The sequence below is a fragment of the Streptomyces sp. NPDC044719 genome (assembly GCF_056433405.1).
This window is the reverse complement of record NZ_JBWKHE010000001.1, coordinates 641,090-660,265: the sequence shown is the minus strand read 5'-3', so window position 1 is coordinate 660,265 and position 19,176 is coordinate 641,090. Positions and strand designations below refer to the sequence as shown.

The window sequence follows — 19,176 nt, the reverse complement described above, 5'->3', positions numbered from 1 at the left end:
CTCACTCTCTCCCCTGGCCTACATATATGCACGCGCGAGTCACACCCGCGGGTGTACTTCAGCCGGGGCACCTCGACCTCCGCGCCGCACGCGTACACTGCGCGACCGCTTTCAGTCTTGACCTGCTCATGCCATTAGCAGAACGATGTGCGCCACCCGCACTACGTACGTCGCACGGAACAACCCCACCTCCCACAAGGAGATTTCATGCGACTTCGCATACGAGGCTCCGGGGCCGGCACCGGCAGACGCACCGCCGCCCTCGCCGCCCTTCTCGCACTCGCCCTCGCGGCGCCCCTGTCCGCGACGGCGCCGGACGCCACCGCCGACAGCGCGCCCAAGGCGGCCCCTTCGGCCGACGACGTCATGCAGTACGAGGTCCATCTGCACACGACGGCCAAGGACCGCACGGCACTTCAGCGCACGGGCGTGACCGTGGACGAGTCCCACGGGCACGGTGTCGTCGTCTCCGGAAGCGCGGACCAGATCAAGAAGCTGCGCGCACTGGGCTACGAGGTCACCCCGCTCGGCGCGGTGCCCGACCGGTCCGCCGGCGAGGACGACGTCCGGATCTTCGACTTCCCGTCCGCCGACTCGAAGTACCACAACTACGCGGAAATGACGACCGAGATCAATTCGATCGTCTCGGCCAACCCGTCGATCGCGAGCCGGCGCGTGATCGGCAAGTCGTACCAGGGCCGGGACATCGTCGCCGTCAAGATCAGCGACAACGTCGGCAGCGACGAGGCCGAGCCGGAGGTGCTGTTCACGCACCACCAGCACGCCCGCGAGCACCTGACCGTCGAGATGGCGCTCTACCTGCTGCGTGAGCTGACCTCCGACTACGGTTCCGACTCACGCGTCACCAGCATGGTGAACAACCGCGAGATCTGGATCGTCCCGGACGTCAACCCGGACGGCGGCGAGTACGACATCGCCACCGGTTCGTACCGCTCGTGGCGCAAGAACCGCCAGCCCAACTCGGGTTCGTCGTACGTCGGCACGGACCTGAACCGCAACTGGAACTACCGCTGGGGCTGCTGCGGCGGCTCCTCCGGCTCGGCGTCCTCTGACACCTACCGGGGCACGGCGGCGGAGTCGGCGCCCGAGGTGAAGGTCGTCGCCGACTTCGTGCGCAGCCGGGTCGTCGGCGGGAAGCAGCAGATCAAGGCCGGTGTCGACTTCCACACGTACAGCGAGCTGGTGCTGTGGCCGTTCGGCTACACGTACTCGGACACGACGACCGGGATGACCGCGGACGACAACGCGGCGTTCAAGGCGGTCGGGCAGAAGATGGCCGCTAGCAACGGGTACACGGCGGAGCAGTCCAGCGATCTGTACATCACGGACGGGTCGATCGACGACTACCTCTGGGGCGCGCACAAGATCTTCGGGTACACGTTCGAGATGTATCCGAGGTCCGGTGGAGGCGGGTTCTACCCGCCCGACGAGGTCATCGAGCGGGAGACTTCGCGTAACCGCGATGCGGTGCTGCAGTTGCTGGAGAACGCCGACTGCATGTATCGGTCGATCGGGAAGGAAACTCAGTACTGCAGTTAGGTGCGCGGTTCCCCGCGCCCCTACTCGGCGTTCTCGTCGAAGTAAGCGTCCAGAACCGCGTCCAACTGCTCGTCCCACTCCGTGAAACGGCTCCTGGCCGGTGCTTCGATCTCGATCGGGTACCAGCGCCGGTCAGGGGTGTGGACGGTGACGGTGTAGCGCTTGCCGAAGCGGGCGGTCTCCGTCTCGACCGCGCCGATCTCGTCCCAGCGGAACTCGCATTCCTGGTCGTCCAGGGAGAGTCGTACGCCTCTGTGGTCGGCGACCAGTTTCGCGCGGCGGTCAGAGGCCTCGAAGACGGGACCGTCTTCCGGTGGGGCGTCCTCCTCCGCAGCGTCCTCGTCCGGCTCCGGGGCGGACTCTTCGGCTGCCTCGGTCTCCTCGGCGCCGTCTGCGTCTCCGGCGGATTCGGCGGATTCGGCTTCCGCGACCTCGGGTTCCTTCTCCGGCTCCTCGTCCTTGGTCCGTCCGGACGCGGGTGACGTGAGCCCGGGGATGAAGGCCGGGTCGAATCCGGCGCCTTCCAGGGGCTGGCTGCTCGAACCTATGCGCTGCTCCACAGCGCAGCAGTATGGTCGACAAACCTGTGCGGCACACAACCAGCCCCGGCATCGTTATCAGACGCCTACACGAACAGGCTCAAAACCGCCGCCACCACGAATCCCGCCACCGACAGCACACTCTCCAGCACCGTCCACGACTTCAGCGTGTCCCGCTCGCTGATGCCGAAGTACTTGGCGACCATCCAGAAGCCTCCGTCGTTGACGTGCGAGGCGAAGATGGAGCCGGCCGAGATGGACATGATGACGAGGGCGACGAAGGCCTGGGAGTGGTTGCCCTCGGAGAGGAGCGGGGCCACGATGCCCGCCGTCGTGACGATGGCGACCGTCGCCGAGCCCTGGGCGACGCGCAGGACCACGGAGATCAGGTAGGAGAGGACGATCACCGGCAGGCCCACGTCGTTGAACGTGTCGGAGAGGGCCTGGGCGACGCCGCTGGCCTTGAGGACGGCGCCGAAGATGCCGCCCGCGCCGACGACCAGCAGGATGTTGCCGACCGGCTTGAGGGACGCCGTGGACACCGTCTCCAGGGACTTGCGGGACCAGCCGCGCCGGATGCCGAGCAGGTAGTACGCGAGGAACAGGGCGAGCGTGAGCGCCACGAAGGGGTTGCCGAAGAACTCGATCACCGAGCGGAGCGTGGAGGGGTCCAGGGCGATCGAGGAGAACGTGGCGGCGAGGATGAGGACCAGGGGCGTGCCGATGATGCCGAGGACCGTGCCGAGGGAGACCGGCTGTTCGCGCGGCTCGGTGCCGGTCGCCCGCTGCTCGTCGACGACGGCCTGCTTGGCCTCTCCGGCGGCCTCGACCATGTCCTGCGGCACGGCGACGAAGATGCGGCGGCCGATCCACGCCGAGTACGCCCACGCGGCCAGCACGGCGGGCAGACCGCAGACGACGCCCATGAGGATGACCCAGCCGAGGTCCACGTGGAGGAGACCGGCCGCGGCCACCGGGCCGGGGTGCGGGGGCAGGAAGGCGTGGGTGACGGAGAGGCCCGCGAGCAGGGGCAGACAGTAGAGCAGGATCGACTTGCCCGAGCGCTTGGCGGCGGCGTAGACGATCGGTGCCAGGACGAAGATGCCCACGTCGAAGAAGACCGGGATGCCGAAGATCAGGCCGGTGAGGCCCATGGCGAGCGGGGCACGCTTCTCGCCGAACAGGCCGAGGAGGCGACCCGCCAGTACCTCTGCGCCGCCGCTGACTTCGAGGATCGCGCCGAGCATGGTGCCCAGGCCGATGATGATCGCGACATGGCCGAGGATGCCGCCCATGCCGGACTCGATCGTGGAGACGGCGTCCGACTTCTGGACCGTGCCGAAGAGTTCGGTGACCGACAGACCGGCCGCCAGGCCGACGGCTATGGAGACCGCGAGCAGCGCGACGAACGGCTGGAGTCTCGTCTTGATGATGAGGAACAGCAGGAGCCCGATACCGAGGGCGGCGGTGAGCAGCAGTCCGGCCGTGCCGTCCACGAGGAGGAGCAGTCCTCCGGTGTGGGGTGGGGTCTCGGCAGGGGCGGACGCGGCGAGCGGAAGGGACATTCGGGGGTCCTCTACGTAAATGCATGCGGTTTCGGGGTAGGGGGGAGCGCGGCGCGGCGCACCGGTGGCGCCGCGCCCCGGAGAGCGAGGTGGTGGGGAGGGTCAGCCGAGGACGGCCAGCGCGTCGATCTCGATGAGGAGACCCGCGGGGAGACCGACGTAGACCGTGGTGCGCGCGGCGGGCGGCTGGGTCAGGCCCTGCTCCTCGAAGTACGCGTTGTAGATCGCGTTCATCTCGGCGAAGTGGTCGACGTCGGTGAGGTAGACGCGGATCATCATCACGTCGTCCCAGGAGGCGCCGCCCTCTTCGAGGATCGCCTTGACGTTGGCCAGGGTCTGGAGGGTCTGCTCGCGCAGGGCCGGCCCGGCGGGTGTGGGTGCCTTGCCCTCCTCGGCGGGCAGGAAGCCGACCTGGCCGGCGACCTGGAGGATGTTGCCCTTCTTCACACCGTGCGAGAACTTCGCCGGCGGCGTGGTGTGGGTCTTGGGGGTGAGTGCGATCTTGTCCGTCATACGGTGCCCTTCACTGGTGTTCTGCCGGAGTACTCCCCGCTGATGGCGTCCGCCGTACGGCGTACCAGCGGCAGGAGGGTGAGGAGTTCGTCAGCGGTGACGACGACGTTCGGCGCGGAGACCGACATCGCGGCGACGACCCGGCCGTCGGCGCCGCGGATGGGCGCCGCGACGCAGTTGATGGACTCCTCGTGGCCGCCGAGGTCGGTGGCCCAGCCCTGTTCGCGCACCTTCTCCAGCTCGCGCAGGAACGCGCCGGCGTTGGGTGTCGAACGGGACGTGTACGTGGGGTAGTCGAGCTTCTCCGTCACGGCCCGCCGCTCGTGCTCGGGCAGGTCGGCGAGCAGCAGCTTCGCGACCGCGGCGACGGTGATGGCGACGGGCTTGCCGATGCGGGAGTACATCCGTACGGGGTAGCGGCTCTCGACCTTGTCGATGTAGAGGACCTCGTTCTCCTCGTACACGGCGAGGTGCACGGTGTGGCCGCAGCTCTCGTTGAGGCGGACCAGGTGGGGATGGGCGATCTCGCGGACGTCGAGGTTCTCCATCGCTTCCTGGGCGAGCGCGAAGAGGCGGGCGCCGAGGCGGTAGCGCTGGTCGGACTGGCGGTAGACGAGGCCGTGCTCGTGGAGGGTGCGCAGCAGGCGCAGGGCCGTGGACTTGTGCACGCCGAGGCGGTCGGCGACCTGCCCCAGGTCGGCGGGGCCCTCGGCGAGCAGCGGCAGGATGCTCAGCGCGCGGTCGACGGTCTGGCTCATGGCGTACGTACCTCCTCGTCGGCCCGCTGTGCCTCCGCGGTCCAGCCCGGGCCGAGTCGCAGTCTCCCCCATGCCGCGTCGTCCAGGGCCGCGAGCCGGTCGGCGTGCTCCCGCGACGGGGGTGTGGCGTGGTCGCCGGGGACGGTGAGCGCCGCGGCGGCCATCAGATGCCCGTGCCGCAGCCGGTCCCGGACGGGCAGTGCGCGCAGGGTGGCGGAGAGGAACCCGGCGGCGAAGGCGTCGCCGGCGCCGACCTCGGCGACGACGTCGACCCGGGGGGCGGGGACGAAGGTGACGTCCCGCTTCTCGAAGACGGTGGCTCCCTCGGCGCCCTGCTTGACGACCAGCACCTCCGGTTCGGGGAGGGCGGCGCGGACGGCCTCGGGGCTGGACAGCCCCCAGGCCTCGTCCTGTCCCACGAAGACGAGGTCGGCGCCGCGGGCGAGGTCCCGCAGGACCCGGGGCGCGTCCGTGTCGCCCCACAGTCCGGGCCGGTGGTTGACGTCGAAGGAGACCAGGGGGCGGCCGGGCCTGTGGGCGGTCAGCTCGCGCATCAGGTCCAGGCAGCTCGCGGACAGCGCGGGCGTGATCCCGGAGAGGTGCAGCACGCGCCCGGCGCGCACCGCCGCCGGATCGGGGTCCGTCACGCTCATCGCGGACGCCGCGGAACCGGCCCGGTAGTACGCCACCTCGTGCGCGTCGGTGGCCCGGTCCCCGGCGGTGCGGAAGTAGATGCCCGTGGGGCGGCCGGGGTCACGCCGGACGTGTGCCACGTCGACCCCGTACCCGCCGATCGCCTCGACCAGGTGATCACCGAACGGGTCGTCGCCCACCCGGCTCACCCACCGCACGGAATGCCCGGCGGCGGCCAGCACGCACGCCACGTTCGACTCCGCCCCGCCGATGCCCCGGTCGAAGGAGGGCACGTCGGCGAGCCGCCCCGGCCGGGAGGGCAGGAACGTGACCATGGACTCGCCGAGCGCGACGACGTCCACGACGTCGGGGGCGTTGCAGGGTCCGGTGGGGGTCACGATGCTCGTAGCTCCTCGTCGGGGCGTCGGGGTGGCCGGTGGCCGGTGGCCGTTTCATTGACCGCGGGTGGCCGAGATGTTAGACAGCGTTCAGCGACATACGCAATGCAGATTGCAGAGAATGCAACACAGCTGATCAGGAGGCTCCATGCCAGCCGACACCGCCGCCGAGTCCCTCGCCCGGCTCGCCGCCGAGCGCGTCGACCACCGCTTCAAGGGCCTCCCGCCGGACGCCGACGGCCTGACCGTGGGCGAGCTGGCCGCCCAGCGCCGCAACCTCTTCACCGGCGGCTTCGCCACGCCCGTGCTCGCGCTGTCCGCCGAGCGCCTGGAGCACAACCTGAAGCTGATGGAGACGTACGCGGTCCGGCACGGCCTGGCGTTCGCGCCGCACGGCAAGACCTCCATGGCCCCGCAGCTGTTCCAGCGGCAGATCGAGCACGGGGCGTGGGGCATCACGCTGGCGGTGCCGCACCAGGTGCGGGTGGCGCGTGCCTTCGGGACCCGGAGGGTGTTCCTCGCGAACGAGCTGGTCGACCCGGCGGCCCTGCGCTGGGTCTCCGCCGAGCTGGACGCCGACCCGGACTTCCGCTTCGTCTGCTACGTCGACTCCGTGCGCGGGGTGGAACTGATGGACGCGGCCCTGAGCGGTTCCGTGCGGCCGGTGGACGTCGTCGTCGAACTCGCCGCCGGTGAGGGCGCCCGGACCGGGGTCCGTACGGAGGCGGAGTGCGCGGCGGTCGCGGACGCGGTCGCGGGCACCGGGACCCTGCGGCTCGTCGGTGTCGCGGGCTACGAGGGCGAGGTCCCGAAGGCCGATCCGGAGCGGGTGACGGCGTGGCTGCGGCGGCTGGTCGCGCTCGCCGCCGGCTTCGACGAGGCCGGGCGCTTCGAGGGCCTGGACGAGATCGTCGTCAGCGCGGGCGGCAGCGCCTGGTTCGACGCGGTCGCCGAGGTCTTCGCCGAGATCCCCGGACTCTCCCGTCCCGTGCTGAAGTTGCTGCGCTCGGGCGCCTACGTCTCGCACGACGACGGCCACTACCGCAAGCTGACCCCGTTCAACCGGGTTCCCGAGGAGGGCGCCCTGGAGCCGGCGTTCCGCCTGTGGACGCAGGTGGTGTCGCGGCCCTCCGCCGAGCAGGCCTTCGTCAACGCGGGCAAGCGGGACGCGGCCTACGACCTCGATCTGCCCTTCGCCCAGGTGGTCCGCCGGGACGGCGCCGAGCGCCCGGCCACCGGGGTGTCGGTGACCGGCCTGTCCGACCAGCACGCCTGGCTGAGCACCACGCCTGAGGCGGATCTGGAGGTCGGGGACTGGGTCGGCCTGGGTCTGTCCCATCCGTGCACGTCGTTCGACAAGTGGCAGCTGATCCCGGTCGTGGCGGCGGACGGCACGGTCGTCGACTACGTCCGTACGTTCTTCTAGGAGGCCCGCGCGATGGAAGAGCTCGTCATCCGGGACGCCGAGGTCGTGGACGGCTCCGGCGGACCCTCGTACCGGGCCGATGTCGTGGTCGACGGCGGCCGGATCGTCCAGATCGTCAAGGAGGCCGCGGCGGCCGGCTGCCAGCGGCCGAAGGCACGCCGGGAGCTGGACGCGGAAGGTCTTGTCCTCTCCCCTGGCTTCGTCGACATGCACGCCCACAGCGACCTGGCCCTGCTGCGCGACCCCGACCACAGCGCCAAGGCCGCGCAGGGCGTCACCCTGGAGGTCATTGGCCAGGACGGACTGTCGTACGCGCCGGTCGACGATCGCACGCTCGGCGAGGTGCGCCGGGCGATCGCCGGGTGGAACGGCTCCGGTGACGACATCGACTTCGACTGGCGCTCGGTCGGCGAGTACCTGGACCGGCTGGACCGCGGGATCGCGGTCAACGCGGCCTACCTCATCCCGCAGGGCACGGTCCGCGCGCTCGCCGTCGGCTGGGAGGACCGCGAGGCGACCCCCGAAGAGCTCGACCGGATGCGGCGGTTGGTCGCCGAGGGCATGGAGCAGGGCGCGGTCGGCATGTCGTCCGGGCTGACGTACACGCCCGGCATGTACGCGCAGGACGCCGAACTGACCGAGCTGTGCCGGGTGGTGGCGTCGTACGGCGGCTACTACTGCCCGCACCACCGCTCCTACGGCGCCGGCGCCCTGGAGGCGTACCGGGAGATGGTCGCCCTGACCCGGGAGGCGGGCTGCTCCCTGCATCTCGCCCACGCCACCATGAACTTCGGCGTGAACAAGGGCCGGGCGCCACAGCTGCTGTCCCTCCTGGACGAGGCGCTGGCGGCCGGGGCCGACATCAGCCTCGACACCTACCCCTACACGCCGGGCTGCACGACCCTGGCGGCCATGCTGCCGAGCTGGGCGAACGAGGGCGGCCCGCAGGAGGCCCTGAAGCGGCTGGCGGACGAGGGGACGGCCGAGCGGATCCGCCACGACCTGGAGGTCACGGGCTCGGACGGCTGTCACGGCGTGCCCATCGAGTGGGACACCATCGAGATCTCCGGCGTGGGCGATCCGGCCCTGGACGGGTTCGTCGGCCGGACGGTCCAGGAGTCGGCGGACGTGCGGGGCGAGGACCCCTGGACGACCGCGCGTGGACTGCTGCTGGCCGACCGGCTGGCCCCGACGATCCTCCAGCACGTCGGCCACGAGGAGAACGTCCGGGCGATCATGCGCCACCGGGTGCACACCGGCGGCTCGGACGGCATCCTCCAGGGCGCCAAGCCGCATCCGCGCGCCTACGGCACCTTCCCGCACTACCTCGGGCACTACGTGCGGGAGTTGGGGGTACTGTCGCTGGAGGAGTGCGTCGCGCACCTCACCTCGCGCCCGGCGGCCCGGCTGAGGCTGCCGGACCGGGGCCTGGTGCGCGAGGGGTACGTCGCCGACCTGGTCCTCTTCGATCCGGCGACGGTAGCGGCGGGGTCCTCTTTCGCCGAACCCCGCACGCTCCCGACGGGCATCCCGTACGTCCTGGTCGACGGCCGCTTCGTGATCGAGGACGGCCGTCGCACGGACGTCCTGGCGGGCCGGGCGGTGCGCGGAACCGCTCGGGCGTGACCACCCGGCCCGGCACCCTGCCTTACGGCTTGGGCAGGGTGCAGCCGCTCGCGTGCAGGTCGAGCTTGCTGTCGGTGCCGAAGCAGGCCGGGACCTGGTAGGTCTGCTGGCCGTAGTTGATGCCCTTGCGGACGGTCACTTCGCCGTTCGCGTCGACCTCACAGGGGTTGTTCACCGTGCAGCGCTCGCCGTCCTCGTTGCCGGTGTTGTTGATGGCGACGACCTTGCCGGTGGCCTGGTCGACGATGGGCGAGCCGGACGTGCCGCCGATGGTGTTGCAGGCGGAGGTGTAGCGGACCGAGTCCTTGAAGGTCCAGTCGCCTTCCTTCAGGTTGTGGGCGAACCCGTCGATGTCGCAGCTGTAGATCCGCTTCCAGTAGCCCGAGGGGATGCTGATGGCGGTGCCGGCGACCGGGTGCGAGTCGTTCAGCGTCAGCGCGTTGATGCCGTACGAGCTCTTGATCTGCCCGTACGTGGTGGTGAGCTGGTAGAACGCGACGTCCGTGTCGGTCATCGTGCCGTACGCGAGCTTGGCGGCGCGCAGGGTGGCCACGCGCGAGCCGGAGGCGTTGAGCAGGCCGAAGGTACGGCTGGAGGCCTGGTCGACGCGGACCTGGCCGGGGCCGGGCATGCCGCCGTCCAGGCAGTGGCCGTTGGTCATCACCAGCGCCGGGTCGTTGTCCTCGGAGTCCGGCATGCGGACGACGGAGCCGGAGCAATTGCTGAGCGCGACGGTGCCGGCGAAGTTCACGGCCTTGGCCGACGGGCTCCGGAGCCCGGACAGGGTCTCCGTTGCGGACGTGACCACGTCCGTGACGGCGGACGTGACCTTGCCCGTGTCCGCGGCCTTGCCGACGCCCTGGGGGGCGGCATCGGCGGCGGTCGCGGGAGCCGCGCCTGCCCCGGCTATCGCCAGGGCGAAGAACGCGGCGGCGAGAGGTTTTCTCATGGGGGGTCCCCTCTTGCGACGGAGGCGGCCGGAAAACTTCCGGCCGCCCGCAGTGTTGTCATGCGCATTGTGATCGTCGCAAGGCGGGCAGGGCAAGGAGTTGTTTGCCGCCCGGGACCGGTCAGTTCTGCCCGACCCTACTCAAACCCCCTGACCGACCTGTCACTTGGGCCCCTTGGTGCCGCCGGGGCCGTGTCCGGGCTTGTCCCCGGATCTGCCCGGGGCCGACGTGGCGGCCGTGGGGTCGGACGCGGTCGGGGCGCCGGGCGTGGAGCCGCCGCTCGAAGGACTCCCGGTATCGGACGGGTTCCGGCTCGTCGCGTCGGACGGGCTCGCGGACGCGGCGCCGGACGGCTCGTCGCGATCCGACGGCCGGCCGGAGAGCGGGGCGTTCGGGGGCGTCGCGCCGCCTGACCCCCTGGGCGTCGCCGCCGGCGACTCCCCCGCGGTCGGGCCCGTCCGGCCGCCCTCGCCGTCGCGCGGACTGCCGGAGGGCGAGTCCGGGAGGGAGAGACCCGCGATCAGCGCCGCCGCGGACACGGCACCCACGACCCCGACCGCGACCGCCACGCGCCGGGTATGCCACGGCCCCGGCCGCCGCCGGGAGCGGCGACTCGGACCCGACCGGCCGTAGCCCGGCACGGCCGGCAGCTCGCGGGTGTCGGCCGGACCGGGCGCGGGGGCCGCACCGGGCGCGGGATACCCGACGTGCGCGTCCCCCGGGTGACGCGTGCCGTCCGCACCGCGCTCGGCACGCGTGCCGTGCTGGGCGGGCATGCCGTACTCGGCGGGGATGCCGTGCTCGGCGTGCGGGCCGTAGCCGGCGTCCGTGCTGTACTCGGCGTGTGAGCCGTAGCCGGCGACCGTGCCCTGCTCGGCGTGCGCGCCGTACCCGGCGGCCATGCCCTGCTCGGCGTGCGCGCCGTACCCGGCGACCGTGCCGTGCTCGGAGTGCGCGCCGTACCCGGCGACCGTGCCCTGCTCGGCGTGCGCGCCGTACCCGGCGACCGAGCCCTGCTCGGCGGCCCGGGTGGTCTCCGTGTCCTGGGAGCCCTCGGTGTCGCCGGCCTCCTGCCAGCCGTGTGCCGCCGCCGGATCGGCGTACGCGTCGTACTCCGGGGGCGGTGCGGCCTGCGGCAGGTACACGTTCGGCGGCGGGCCCGGCGGCTCGCCGCTCGTCGCTCCGTCGGCGTACTCGGATGGCTTGGACATGGCGGCGCATTCTAGGTACCGAAGGTGCTGGTGGGACAGCGTGCGGCGATATCAACCCAAATCGCCGTGTCTCACGTGGCGGAAAACACGAGCCGCGGGGCGTTACCGGGCCGTAAGCTCCCTGACATGCAGGTGATCCAGTCGACCAAGCTCGCCAACGTCTGTTACGAGATCCGGGGCCCGGTGCTCGAGGAGGCGATGCGACTGGAAGCCGCCGGTCACCGCATCCTCAAGCTCAACACGGGCAACCCGGCGGCGTTCGGCTTCGAATGTCCGCCCGAGATCCTGGAGGACGTCCTCCGGAACGTGTCCTCGGCACACGGGTACGGGGACGCCAAGGGGCTGCTGGCCGCACGCCGCGCGGTCGTCATGCACAACCAGACCCTCGGCATCGAGACGGACGTCGAGCACGTGTTCATCGGCAACGGCGTCTCCGAGCTGATCGTGATGGCGATGCAGGGGCTGCTCGACGACGGCGACGAGGTACTCGTCCCCGCGCCCGACTACCCGCTGTGGACCGCCGCCGTCTCCCTGTCCGGCGGCACCGCCGTGCACTACCGGTGCGACGAGCAGGCCGACTGGATGCCGGACCTGGCCGACATCGAGCGCAAGGTCACCGACCGCACCAAGGCGATCGTGATCATCAACCCGAACAACCCGACCGGGGCCGTCTACGACGAGGCGATGATCAAGGGGCTCACCGACATCGCCCGCCGCCACAACCTGCTGGTCTGCTCGGACGAGATCTACGACAAGATCCTCTACGACGAGGCCACGCACACCCCGACCGCCGCCGTCGCCCCCGACCTGCTCACCCTCACCTTCAACGGCATGTCGAAGGCGTACCGGGTCGCCGGCTACCGCGTCGGCTGGATGTCGATCTCCGGGCCGCGCGCGCACGCGGACTCCTACATCGAGGGCCTGACGATCCTCGCGAACATGCGGCTGTGCGCGAACATGCCGGGCCAGCACGGCGTGGTCGCGGCGCTCAGTGGACGCCAGACGATCAACGACCTGGTGCTGCCGGGCGGCCGGCTGCGCGAGCAGCGGGACGTGGCATACGAGCTGCTGACTCAGATCCCGGGCGTGACCTGCGTGAAGCCGAAGGGCGCGCTGTACCTCTTCCCGCGGCTCGACCCCAAGGTCTTCAAGATCAAGGACGACCGTCGCATGGTCCTGGACCTGCTCCGGCGCGAGAAGATCATGGTCGTGCAGGGCACGGGCTTCAACTGGCCGGAGCCGGACCACTTCCGGGTGGTGACCCTGCCGTCGGTCGGTGATCTGCGGGACGCGATGGGACGGATCGGGCACTTCCTGGACGGCTACAGCCAGCCCTGACCCGAGACCGCGCTCACACTGTGTGTGCAGCCGGTCCGGTTTTGTGAACAACTCAACTTTAGACGAAATCTAAGCTAGGATGGCTTCCTGAAGCACTCAGGAGGCCGTCCCATGTACGAACCGATCCGCGCCAAGTCGGTCCACAGCACGATGGCCGGCACCACCGCCGACTTCCCCCACCGATCGCGTGAGGAAGAGCTGGACATCCAGCTCGCGGGCCATCTCGCCGCGCTGCTCGCCGTCACGGACGAACTGCGCACCGCGGCACCGTCGGCCGACCTGGACGCCTCGGCGGAGCGGCTCACGGAGCAGGTGGCCCGGCTGAGGGGCGGGCGTACGCCGGTCCGCGCGCCCAGGGGCCGGCGCGAGCGGAGCGCCGTGGCGCTCCACCGGCGGGCCCACGCCCTGGCGGGGCGTGCGCTGGTCGTCGCCGCGTCCCGGGCCGATACGGCCGCCGCCATCCTTGCCGCCGAGCGCATGGATGCCCACTCGGCGGCCCTGGAGCCGCGCACACTCGCGTCCCACTGAGCCCGGTTCACGGGCTCCCTCAAACGGCCCCGGCCCGCGCGCACCCGCAGCGACGCGCGGGCCGGGTGCCACATCTCTGCGTTGGCTTGAGCCGTGTATCGCCGTCGAGGTATCGCCCGTGGGCGGCTGCGGGTTCGGGGCGGCTTGTCACGCCCACGCGGCGGAGCCGCACACATCGACGCGGCCCCGCGCCCCGGACGGGGTTCTGCCCCGCTCAGCGGCGCAGCGCTTCGACGGGTGGGATGCGGGACGCTCTCCACGCCGGGTACATGCCGGCAAGCAGGCCGGCGACCAGGCCGAGTGCCGGGGCGGCGGCCAAGGTGGCGGGGTCGATCACCGGCGTCCACTGCCTCGCCACGGCGACGGTGACCACGACGACGGTGCCACGAGGAAAAGCTTCCTCTTCACTGCCTTCTCCTTGACGGTCGACTGCGAACCCGGAAACCCGGACCGCGCGCGAAGCGGCGTCAGGCCGCCTTCCGCTGGACGCGGGCGAGGGCCTCGGCGGCCGAGCGGCGGTCCTTCTCGTGGACGTCGACGAGAGTGCCGGCGCCCTCGCCCCCGGTCCTCTCGCCACCGGCGCGGAGGCGTTCGGCGACGGCGGTCAGACGCTTGTCGTCGGGGCCGACGGCCAGGTAGAAGAGGGCCTCGTCGACGGCACGGTCGTCACCGCCCCAGCGGACCACACCGTCGAGTTCGGCGAGGATGTCGCGCAGCACCGCGAGTTCCAGGGGGAAGTAGCCGCCCTTGGCGCCGGGCGGGTAGTGGCCGGGCCGGATACGGACGGCGGTGCCGGAGGCCAGGTTGCGGGCGGGCCCGCGCAGCCCCTTCGGAGCGGTCCAGCCGACGGCCTCGCCGGGCTGGAGCTCGGCGATCTCGTAGTGGAAGCGGCGGACGAGGTGGACCAGGACGATCTCGGGAGCACCGAGCCGGATCTGAAGGTCCGTCACCGGGGTGCCGGGCACGGGCCGGGTGGCGATGGATCCGCCCTTGTCGGCGGCGGTCTCCATGTCCCACCCGTTGGCCGAGTCGGCCCCGGCGAGGAGTCGCTTGTTACGGGCCTCGGCCCGTGCGACGCCCTCGCGGACGGCCTTGGGGAAGGTGTAGTCCCGGCGGCTCGGCGGCGTACGCGGGGGTGGCCAGCGCCTGCGAGTACGGGACCGCCGCCGCGGCGGCGGTGACGGCGGCGGCACGCAGCAGGAAGCCTCTGCGGGACAGCGGGGCGGGAGCGTCGCTCACGTGGTCCTCTTCTCGGGATGCTCGGGTGTGGTGGTGCGGCGGTGTTCGGCGAGGGCGATCAGAGCGAGCGTCACCGCGATCACCGCGCAGACCGTCATCACGGGCGCGATGAAGCCGGGGACGGCCGCCGGGTACGAACCACCGGACGACATGCGGCAGTCGAGGGCAGGCGGCAGGTAGGACACGCTGTAGCCGCTCACCTGCCCGTACAGCGAGAGGTTCGCGTCCTGGCAGGCCTGGGCGGTGCCGCTCTCGTCGAGGAAGAGCGACACCAGGCCCCAGACCCAGGCGACCGCGGCGAGGGCTCCGGCGAGCGCGGCGCCGCCGCGTGCCACGGCCCCCGGACCGCCCCTGCCGATCGCCGGGAAGCCGTACCCGGCGAGAGCGAAGGCGGTCACGGCAGCGACGACGATGCAGAGCAGCAGGGGCAGGGCGGCGGGATACGTGGTGGTCATGGTGACCACCTCACCCGCCGGCGAGCTGCCGGACAAGGTTGTTGTACTTCTCGAAGATGTAGTACAGCCCCATGCGCTTGGCGGCATGGGCCTCGGCCTCGTCGCCCCAGCCCTGGTAGCGGCGGATGATCTCGAAGATCTCGCCCTCGGTGTAGTCCAGGCTCATGGCGCGCAGCTTGGTCTCGCCGGCAGGCGGGTTCTTGCCGCCGGGCTTGCCTGCGACACCCCACAGGTGGATCAGAGGCACGGTCCGCATGGCGAAGGCGTTGTCCTTGTTGACCTTCTGCCACATCGTCCAGATGTCGGCGTCCTTGGTCGGATCCAGGCGGGTGCCGGTGACGAACCCGTTGTCGATGCAGTGGTTCCAGGCACGGATGCCGACGTCGCCACTGATCTGCGCGATGCCGGTCGAGGAGTCCTTGACGATGCCGACGCCGTTGAGGTGGTACGAGGCGACCTGGTGGTCCACGCCCTGGTCGATGAGGTCGTAGTGCCGCATCTCCCAGTAGGCGGAGGTCTGGATCATCGCCTTGCGCATGCTGTACGCACGGGACAGCTGGGTGGTCTGCGCGTCGTGCGACATGATCGTCTCGAAGCACTGGGTGTGCGTGAAGAGACGGGCGTCGGTGCCGGTGCCACCGTCGTCCTCGTAGCCGATGCTGCGCATGTAGCGGCTGAGGTCCGCATGCAGCGAGGTGAGGAAGGAGCCGTCGAAACCGACGTCGGGGCGCGGTGGCCGGGGCGCGTTGAAGGAGGCCTGGCCGGTGTCGCGTCCGGAGGCGATGTTGACGTCGATCTCGATGGAGCCGGCGCCGGAGCCGACGGTGCGGGTGACGATCTGGTCGTACGCCCAGTCGGCGGGCAGCGGGTAGCCGAAGTTCCCGGAGAAGCCGGAGGACATGTCGGAGACGAAGGAGGCGGTGGAGTGCCCGGCCTCGCCGACCCGGGTGCAGACGTTGCGCGGCCCGTACACACCGACCTTGAACTCCGCGCCGTCGGCGGCCAGCGCGTCCACGATGCCCTTGAAGTGCGGCAGGACGTTCGAGGTCACCTCGTGGTCGAGCGCGTCGAAGTCGACGGCGAAGAAGATCCGCGTGCCGGGCTTGAAGCCGTGGTCGAGGGCGGCGTTGGCGGCGGCCTGGCCCGCTGCCCGTCCGGCGGCGTAGTTGAAGCCGTCGGCGTCCCTGCCGTACGTCTGGTAGATCGGGAAGCAGCGCAGGCCGTTCGCGGCGATGGTGGCCAGCTCACCGGGCTGGATGGCCTTCTCCGGGAGCGAGGTGGCGCTGGGGTTGGTGAGGTAGCGGCCTATGTACTTCACGCCGGCTGCCTTGAGGGTGGCCGCGCGCGCGTCGGTGATCTTGGTGACGCCGTCGCAGGCCTCGCCGCTACGGCTCTGGTCACCGTAGGAGACGAGGAGTGAGGCCCAGGTGGAGAAGTCGCCCTTGCCGGTGACCGGGAGCTTCGCGAAGGACTGGAAGCTCTGGACGGCGGTGGAGACCGCGCTGGTGAAGTTGCCGAAGGCCACCGGGCGCTGGTTGAGGATCATCGCGCCGGTGAAGAGCCGTGCCCAGTTGCCGGAGCTGCCGACCGACAGGGTGTGCGACTTGAGGCCGGACTGGGTGCCGGGGCCGAAGACACCGTTGGCGACGCCGTCCGCCATCCCGATCTCGTACTGGACGGCGAAGAGCATCGACTTGGCGACGTCGCGCGAATGGTGGCCGTCGCAGGGGATGACGTAGTAGTCCTTGCGCAGGACGTACTGACCGTTGAGCCACTGCTGCACCGCGCGGACCGCGCTGGAGCCACCGCTGACGGTGACGTACGCGTCCATGTTGAACAGGCCCTTGATGACCTTCGGCCACAGTGCGCTGCCCGGGTAGACCGCGCTCAGTCCCATGTCGGCGTTGAGCTGGGTGACGGACTGCTTGACGCGGTCGCTGTAGGTGCCGTCGATGGCGCTGCCGTCGTAGCCCTTGCAGTACAGGGCGGACTGGAGGATCCGGCAGAAGTCCGCGTGCGGCACGTTGTTGGCGTCGATCTTGCCGTACTTCTCCGCGATGGCCGCCAGGGTGGCCGGCCCGAAGCTGTTCGACAGGTTGGTGATGCCCAGCTCGTACTGGAGCGCCCGGGTCAGGGCGTACATGGTGGGCCAGCCGGTCTGCCCGTTCTCCTCGACGGTCATGCCGATGCGGCTGCCGTACACGCGGTTGATGAAGACCTGTGCTTGACGCACCATCTCGTCGGCCATGAGGTGCCCTCTCAGCTGGGGGATGCGGGGCCGCGCCTGAGATCGGGCGGCACTGGGTCGGTGACACCTCCGGCCTCGGTTGGCACCGGCGGCCGGAGGGTCCGAGCGAAGGGCGGAGCGAAAGGCGCGGGTGGGATCAACGCCCTTGTGAAGTCTTTCGCTTGACCATTTCACAGCCCGGGCATCAGACGATCTTGGATTGATCCCAGCAATAGCACCCAGATCGGACCCGGCGGGCGATCAGTTGTGATGGACCCGTGCCCAAGGTGAGGTCGAATGTGCGCACAACCTTTCGCCCGCTCAGGCGTCCCAACTGCGCGGACACATACGGAATGTGTGACACCGTCAGATCGGCGGTCGCCGTCCTGGCGATCGCCGTCCCTAGCGTCTGACGTAGACCTCCGCCGACGCTGTCGACCCCTCGTGCAGGGCGTCGCCCGGCCAGCTGACCGTGTAGGTCACGTCGCGGTGGGTGCGGGGGATGTCGTTGATGGTGAAGGTGCCGTCCGCTGCGACGGTCACCGACGAGAGCGTGCCGGTGCCGAGGCGGTCCTCACGGACGACCTTGAGTACCGCCCGGTCCGCCAGGGGCTTGCCCTGGGCGGTGAACGCGCCGGTGATCTCGATGCCGCCGGACATGGTCGCCTCGTCGGGAGCGGTGAGGGCGATCGCGCTGGAGGCCTTGCCCACCGTCACCGTGTGGGTGATGTCCGTGGCCGGACGGTGGGTCAGGTCGCCGAGGTAGGAGACGGTGTACGTGGCCTCGCCGAGCCGGTCGGGCTCGTCGAGGACCGTGAAGGTGCCGTCCGCCTTGACGGTGGCGGTGCCCAGGTCATGGGTGCCGCTCGCGTCGGTGCGGGTCGCCTTGACCTTCAGCGGCTCGGCGGGCGCCGGCCCGTCGTGCTCCAGCCGGCCGCGCACGGCGAGCGGCTCGCCCGCCACGGCCTGGCCGGGGCTGTGGGTGAGGCCGCCGGTGAAACGGGTGTCGTACTGGACGGCGGGCGGCTTGATGATGTGCAGCCAGTACTGGCCACCGGTCGCGTTGGTGGTGACCGCGAACAGCCGGGATCCGTCCGCCGCCCACTCCATGCCGCGCGGCACGACCCGGTCGCCGTCGAGGCTGCCCTCGAAGACGAACTCCAGCGGGGTGGTGGAGTCGCCCGGGTCGGCGGGCTGCACCAAGAGGTCGGGGACGGCACCGGTGGCGGAGGCTCCGCGGGCGATGTACTTGCCGTCACCGCTGAAGGCGACCGCGCTGGCGGTGGCCCCGTCGGGCAGAGCCCGGTAGCCGGTCGCGGCGTCCGACAGGTCGCCGGTGTTCAACAGCCTGGTGCCGGCGGTGGCGTCGGCGAGGGCGACCTTGCCGCCGTCGGCGGAGAACGCCAGGTCCTTGAGGTTCAGGGCGCCGTTGCCCTGGCCGTCGGCGAAGCGCCGCGCGGCGTTGCGGACGAGGGCGCCGTCACTGGTGTCGTACACGGCGAGGAAGGGGTCGGCCGCCTTCGCGCCCAGCGGCTGGCCCATGAGCATGCGGTCCCCGGCCCCGGCCTCCAGCAGCAGATCGCCGTTGTCGTTCCAGCCGGTGCGGGTGTGCACGCCGTTCACGATCCCGTCGAGGTGGGTCTCGGCGGTGGCGCACTGGGAGGTCGAGGACGTGTTCGGCGTCGTGAAGTAGATCTGACCGCCGGACTGGGCGACCTCCCGGCCGCAGGTGTCGGTGCTGACGGAGGCGACGGTGGTGCGCTGGTAGGTGGTGGTGTCGAAGGCCTCGATACGTTCGCGCAGACCCGCGTACAGCGTGTTGCCGTCGGCGCTGACCGCGAGGCCGGAGACATGGGCCTGGTTGGTGGTGAGCGTCGTGAGGCGCTCGCCCTCGAAGGTGTAGACGGCGATGGTGCCGGAGTTGAGGTAGTAGCCGACGTTGCTGTCCGCCACGAAGACACGCTGGTGGACGTTGTCGACGGCCAGCGCCGAGTACGACGAGATCGGCAGCTTGGCCACGGCGTCGGAGGCCGCCGCGTGCGCCGCGGGTGCGGCGGCGACGGTCAGGCCGGTCCCCGCGAGTAACGCGGCGGACAGCGTGGCGGCGAGCCGTCTGGAACGGTGTGCGGTATTCAACTGTGCCCCCCACAGGCTTCTTTGCGGCCCCCACCGGGACCGGTGGGGCGCCTGTAGAGCATGAAACAGGCGTG

General features: G+C 70.8%; 17 protein-coding genes and 1 pseudogene. 5 read left to right on the top strand and 13 right to left on the bottom strand.

Annotated elements, in window-relative coordinates:
* The first annotated feature begins 207 nt into the window (after positions 1-207).
* Complete coding sequence (locus AC07DF_RS03125) at positions 208-1,560, top strand: M14 family metallopeptidase (protein ID WP_478966381.1); 1,353 nt, start codon at positions 208-210, stop codon at positions 1,558-1,560.
* Between the two features lie 20 nt (positions 1,561-1,580).
* Here the strand turns inward: AC07DF_RS03125 and AC07DF_RS03120 are convergent, their stop codons facing one another.
* The 5 genes from AC07DF_RS03120 to AC07DF_RS03100 all read right to left on the bottom strand — a co-directional run bounded on the left by AC07DF_RS03120 (position 1,581) and on the right by AC07DF_RS03100 (position 5,966).
* Entirely contained in the window at positions 1,581-2,120 is a 540-nt protein-coding gene (locus AC07DF_RS03120) for a hypothetical protein (protein ID WP_478966379.1), read from the bottom strand.
* Positions 2,121-2,185: 65 nt separating this feature from the next.
* Entirely contained in the window at positions 2,186-3,664 is a 1,479-nt protein-coding gene (locus AC07DF_RS03115; RefSeq protein WP_478966377.1) for a GntP family permease, read from the bottom strand.
* Between the two features lie 102 nt (positions 3,665-3,766).
* Entirely contained in the window at positions 3,767-4,177 is a 411-nt protein-coding gene (locus AC07DF_RS03110; protein ID WP_478966375.1) for a RidA family protein, read from the bottom strand.
* Positions 4,174-4,935: an IclR family transcriptional regulator gene (locus AC07DF_RS03105; RefSeq protein WP_382585150.1), complete on the bottom strand. Its 762-nt coding sequence runs from the start codon at positions 4,933-4,935 to the stop codon at positions 4,174-4,176. The genes AC07DF_RS03110 and AC07DF_RS03105 overlap by 4 nt, the downstream gene beginning before the upstream one ends.
* Entirely contained in the window at positions 4,932-5,966 is a 1,035-nt protein-coding gene (locus AC07DF_RS03100) for a sugar kinase (RefSeq protein ID WP_478966372.1), read from the bottom strand. Before AC07DF_RS03100 ends, AC07DF_RS03105 begins: the two co-directional genes overlap by 4 nt.
* Before the next feature lie 148 nt (positions 5,967-6,114).
* On the opposite strand from AC07DF_RS03100, the gene AC07DF_RS03095 reads away from it, so the two are divergent.
* Entirely contained in the window at positions 6,115-7,392 is a 1,278-nt protein-coding gene (locus tag AC07DF_RS03095; protein WP_478966370.1) for an amino acid deaminase, read from the top strand.
* A 12-nt stretch (positions 7,393-7,404) separates the two neighbouring features.
* A complete protein-coding gene (locus AC07DF_RS03090; RefSeq protein ID WP_478966369.1) occupies positions 7,405-9,018 on the top strand; it encodes an N-acyl-D-amino-acid deacylase family protein in 1,614 nt (537 codons plus the stop codon).
* Positions 9,019-9,040: 22 nt separating this feature from the next.
* On the opposite strand, the gene AC07DF_RS03085 is transcribed toward AC07DF_RS03090, so the two are convergent.
* Both AC07DF_RS03085 and AC07DF_RS03080 read right to left on the bottom strand, forming a co-directional pair.
* A complete protein-coding gene (locus tag AC07DF_RS03085) occupies positions 9,041-9,967 on the bottom strand; it encodes a S1 family peptidase (protein ID WP_478966367.1) in 927 nt (308 codons plus the stop codon).
* A 162-nt stretch (positions 9,968-10,129) separates the two neighbouring features.
* The gene (locus AC07DF_RS03080; protein WP_478966365.1) at positions 10,130-11,179 is read right to left on the bottom strand and encodes a hypothetical protein; all 1,050 of its coding nucleotides are present in this window, start codon (positions 11,177-11,179) and stop codon (positions 10,130-10,132) included.
* A gap of 126 nt (positions 11,180-11,305) precedes the next feature.
* On the opposite strand from AC07DF_RS03080, the gene AC07DF_RS03075 reads away from it, so the two are divergent.
* Positions 11,306-12,517, top strand: a complete 1,212-nt coding sequence (locus tag AC07DF_RS03075) for a pyridoxal phosphate-dependent aminotransferase (protein WP_382490149.1) — start codon at positions 11,306-11,308, stop codon at positions 12,515-12,517.
* Positions 12,518-12,628: 111 nt separating this feature from the next.
* The gene (locus tag AC07DF_RS03070) at positions 12,629-13,045 is read left to right on the top strand and encodes an SCO4983 family protein (RefSeq protein ID WP_478966363.1); all 417 of its coding nucleotides are present in this window, start codon (positions 12,629-12,631) and stop codon (positions 13,043-13,045) included.
* A gap of 214 nt (positions 13,046-13,259) precedes the next feature.
* Here the strand turns inward: AC07DF_RS03070 and AC07DF_RS03065 are convergent.
* The 6 genes and pseudogenes from AC07DF_RS03065 to AC07DF_RS03040 all read right to left on the bottom strand — a co-directional run.
* Positions 13,260-13,430 (bottom strand): annotated as a pseudogene (locus AC07DF_RS03065) (ABC transporter permease); the annotation flags it as partial.
* Positions 13,431-13,512: 82 nt separating this feature from the next.
* The gene (locus tag AC07DF_RS03060) at positions 13,513-14,055 is read right to left on the bottom strand and encodes a hypothetical protein (RefSeq protein ID WP_478966361.1); all 543 of its coding nucleotides are present in this window, start codon (positions 14,053-14,055) and stop codon (positions 13,513-13,515) included.
* A gap of 43 nt (positions 14,056-14,098) precedes the next feature.
* On the bottom strand, positions 14,099-14,284 hold the full coding sequence (locus AC07DF_RS03055) for a twin-arginine translocation signal domain-containing protein (RefSeq protein WP_478966360.1): 186 nt from the start codon (positions 14,282-14,284) through the stop codon (positions 14,099-14,101).
* Positions 14,281-14,739: a hypothetical protein gene (locus tag AC07DF_RS03050; RefSeq protein ID WP_478966358.1), complete on the bottom strand. Its 459-nt coding sequence runs from the start codon at positions 14,737-14,739 to the stop codon at positions 14,281-14,283. Before AC07DF_RS03050 ends, AC07DF_RS03055 begins: the two co-directional genes overlap by 4 nt.
* A 10-nt stretch (positions 14,740-14,749) precedes the next feature.
* On the bottom strand, positions 14,750-16,987 hold the full coding sequence (locus AC07DF_RS03045; protein ID WP_478966356.1) for a glycoside hydrolase domain-containing protein: 2,238 nt from the start codon (positions 16,985-16,987) through the stop codon (positions 14,750-14,752).
* A 381-nt stretch (positions 16,988-17,368) separates the two neighbouring features.
* Positions 17,369-19,102, bottom strand: coding sequence for a WD40 repeat domain-containing protein (locus tag AC07DF_RS03040; protein WP_478966354.1), 1,734 nt, complete (start codon positions 19,100-19,102; stop codon positions 17,369-17,371).
* Between the last annotated feature and the right edge of the window lie 74 nt (positions 19,103-19,176).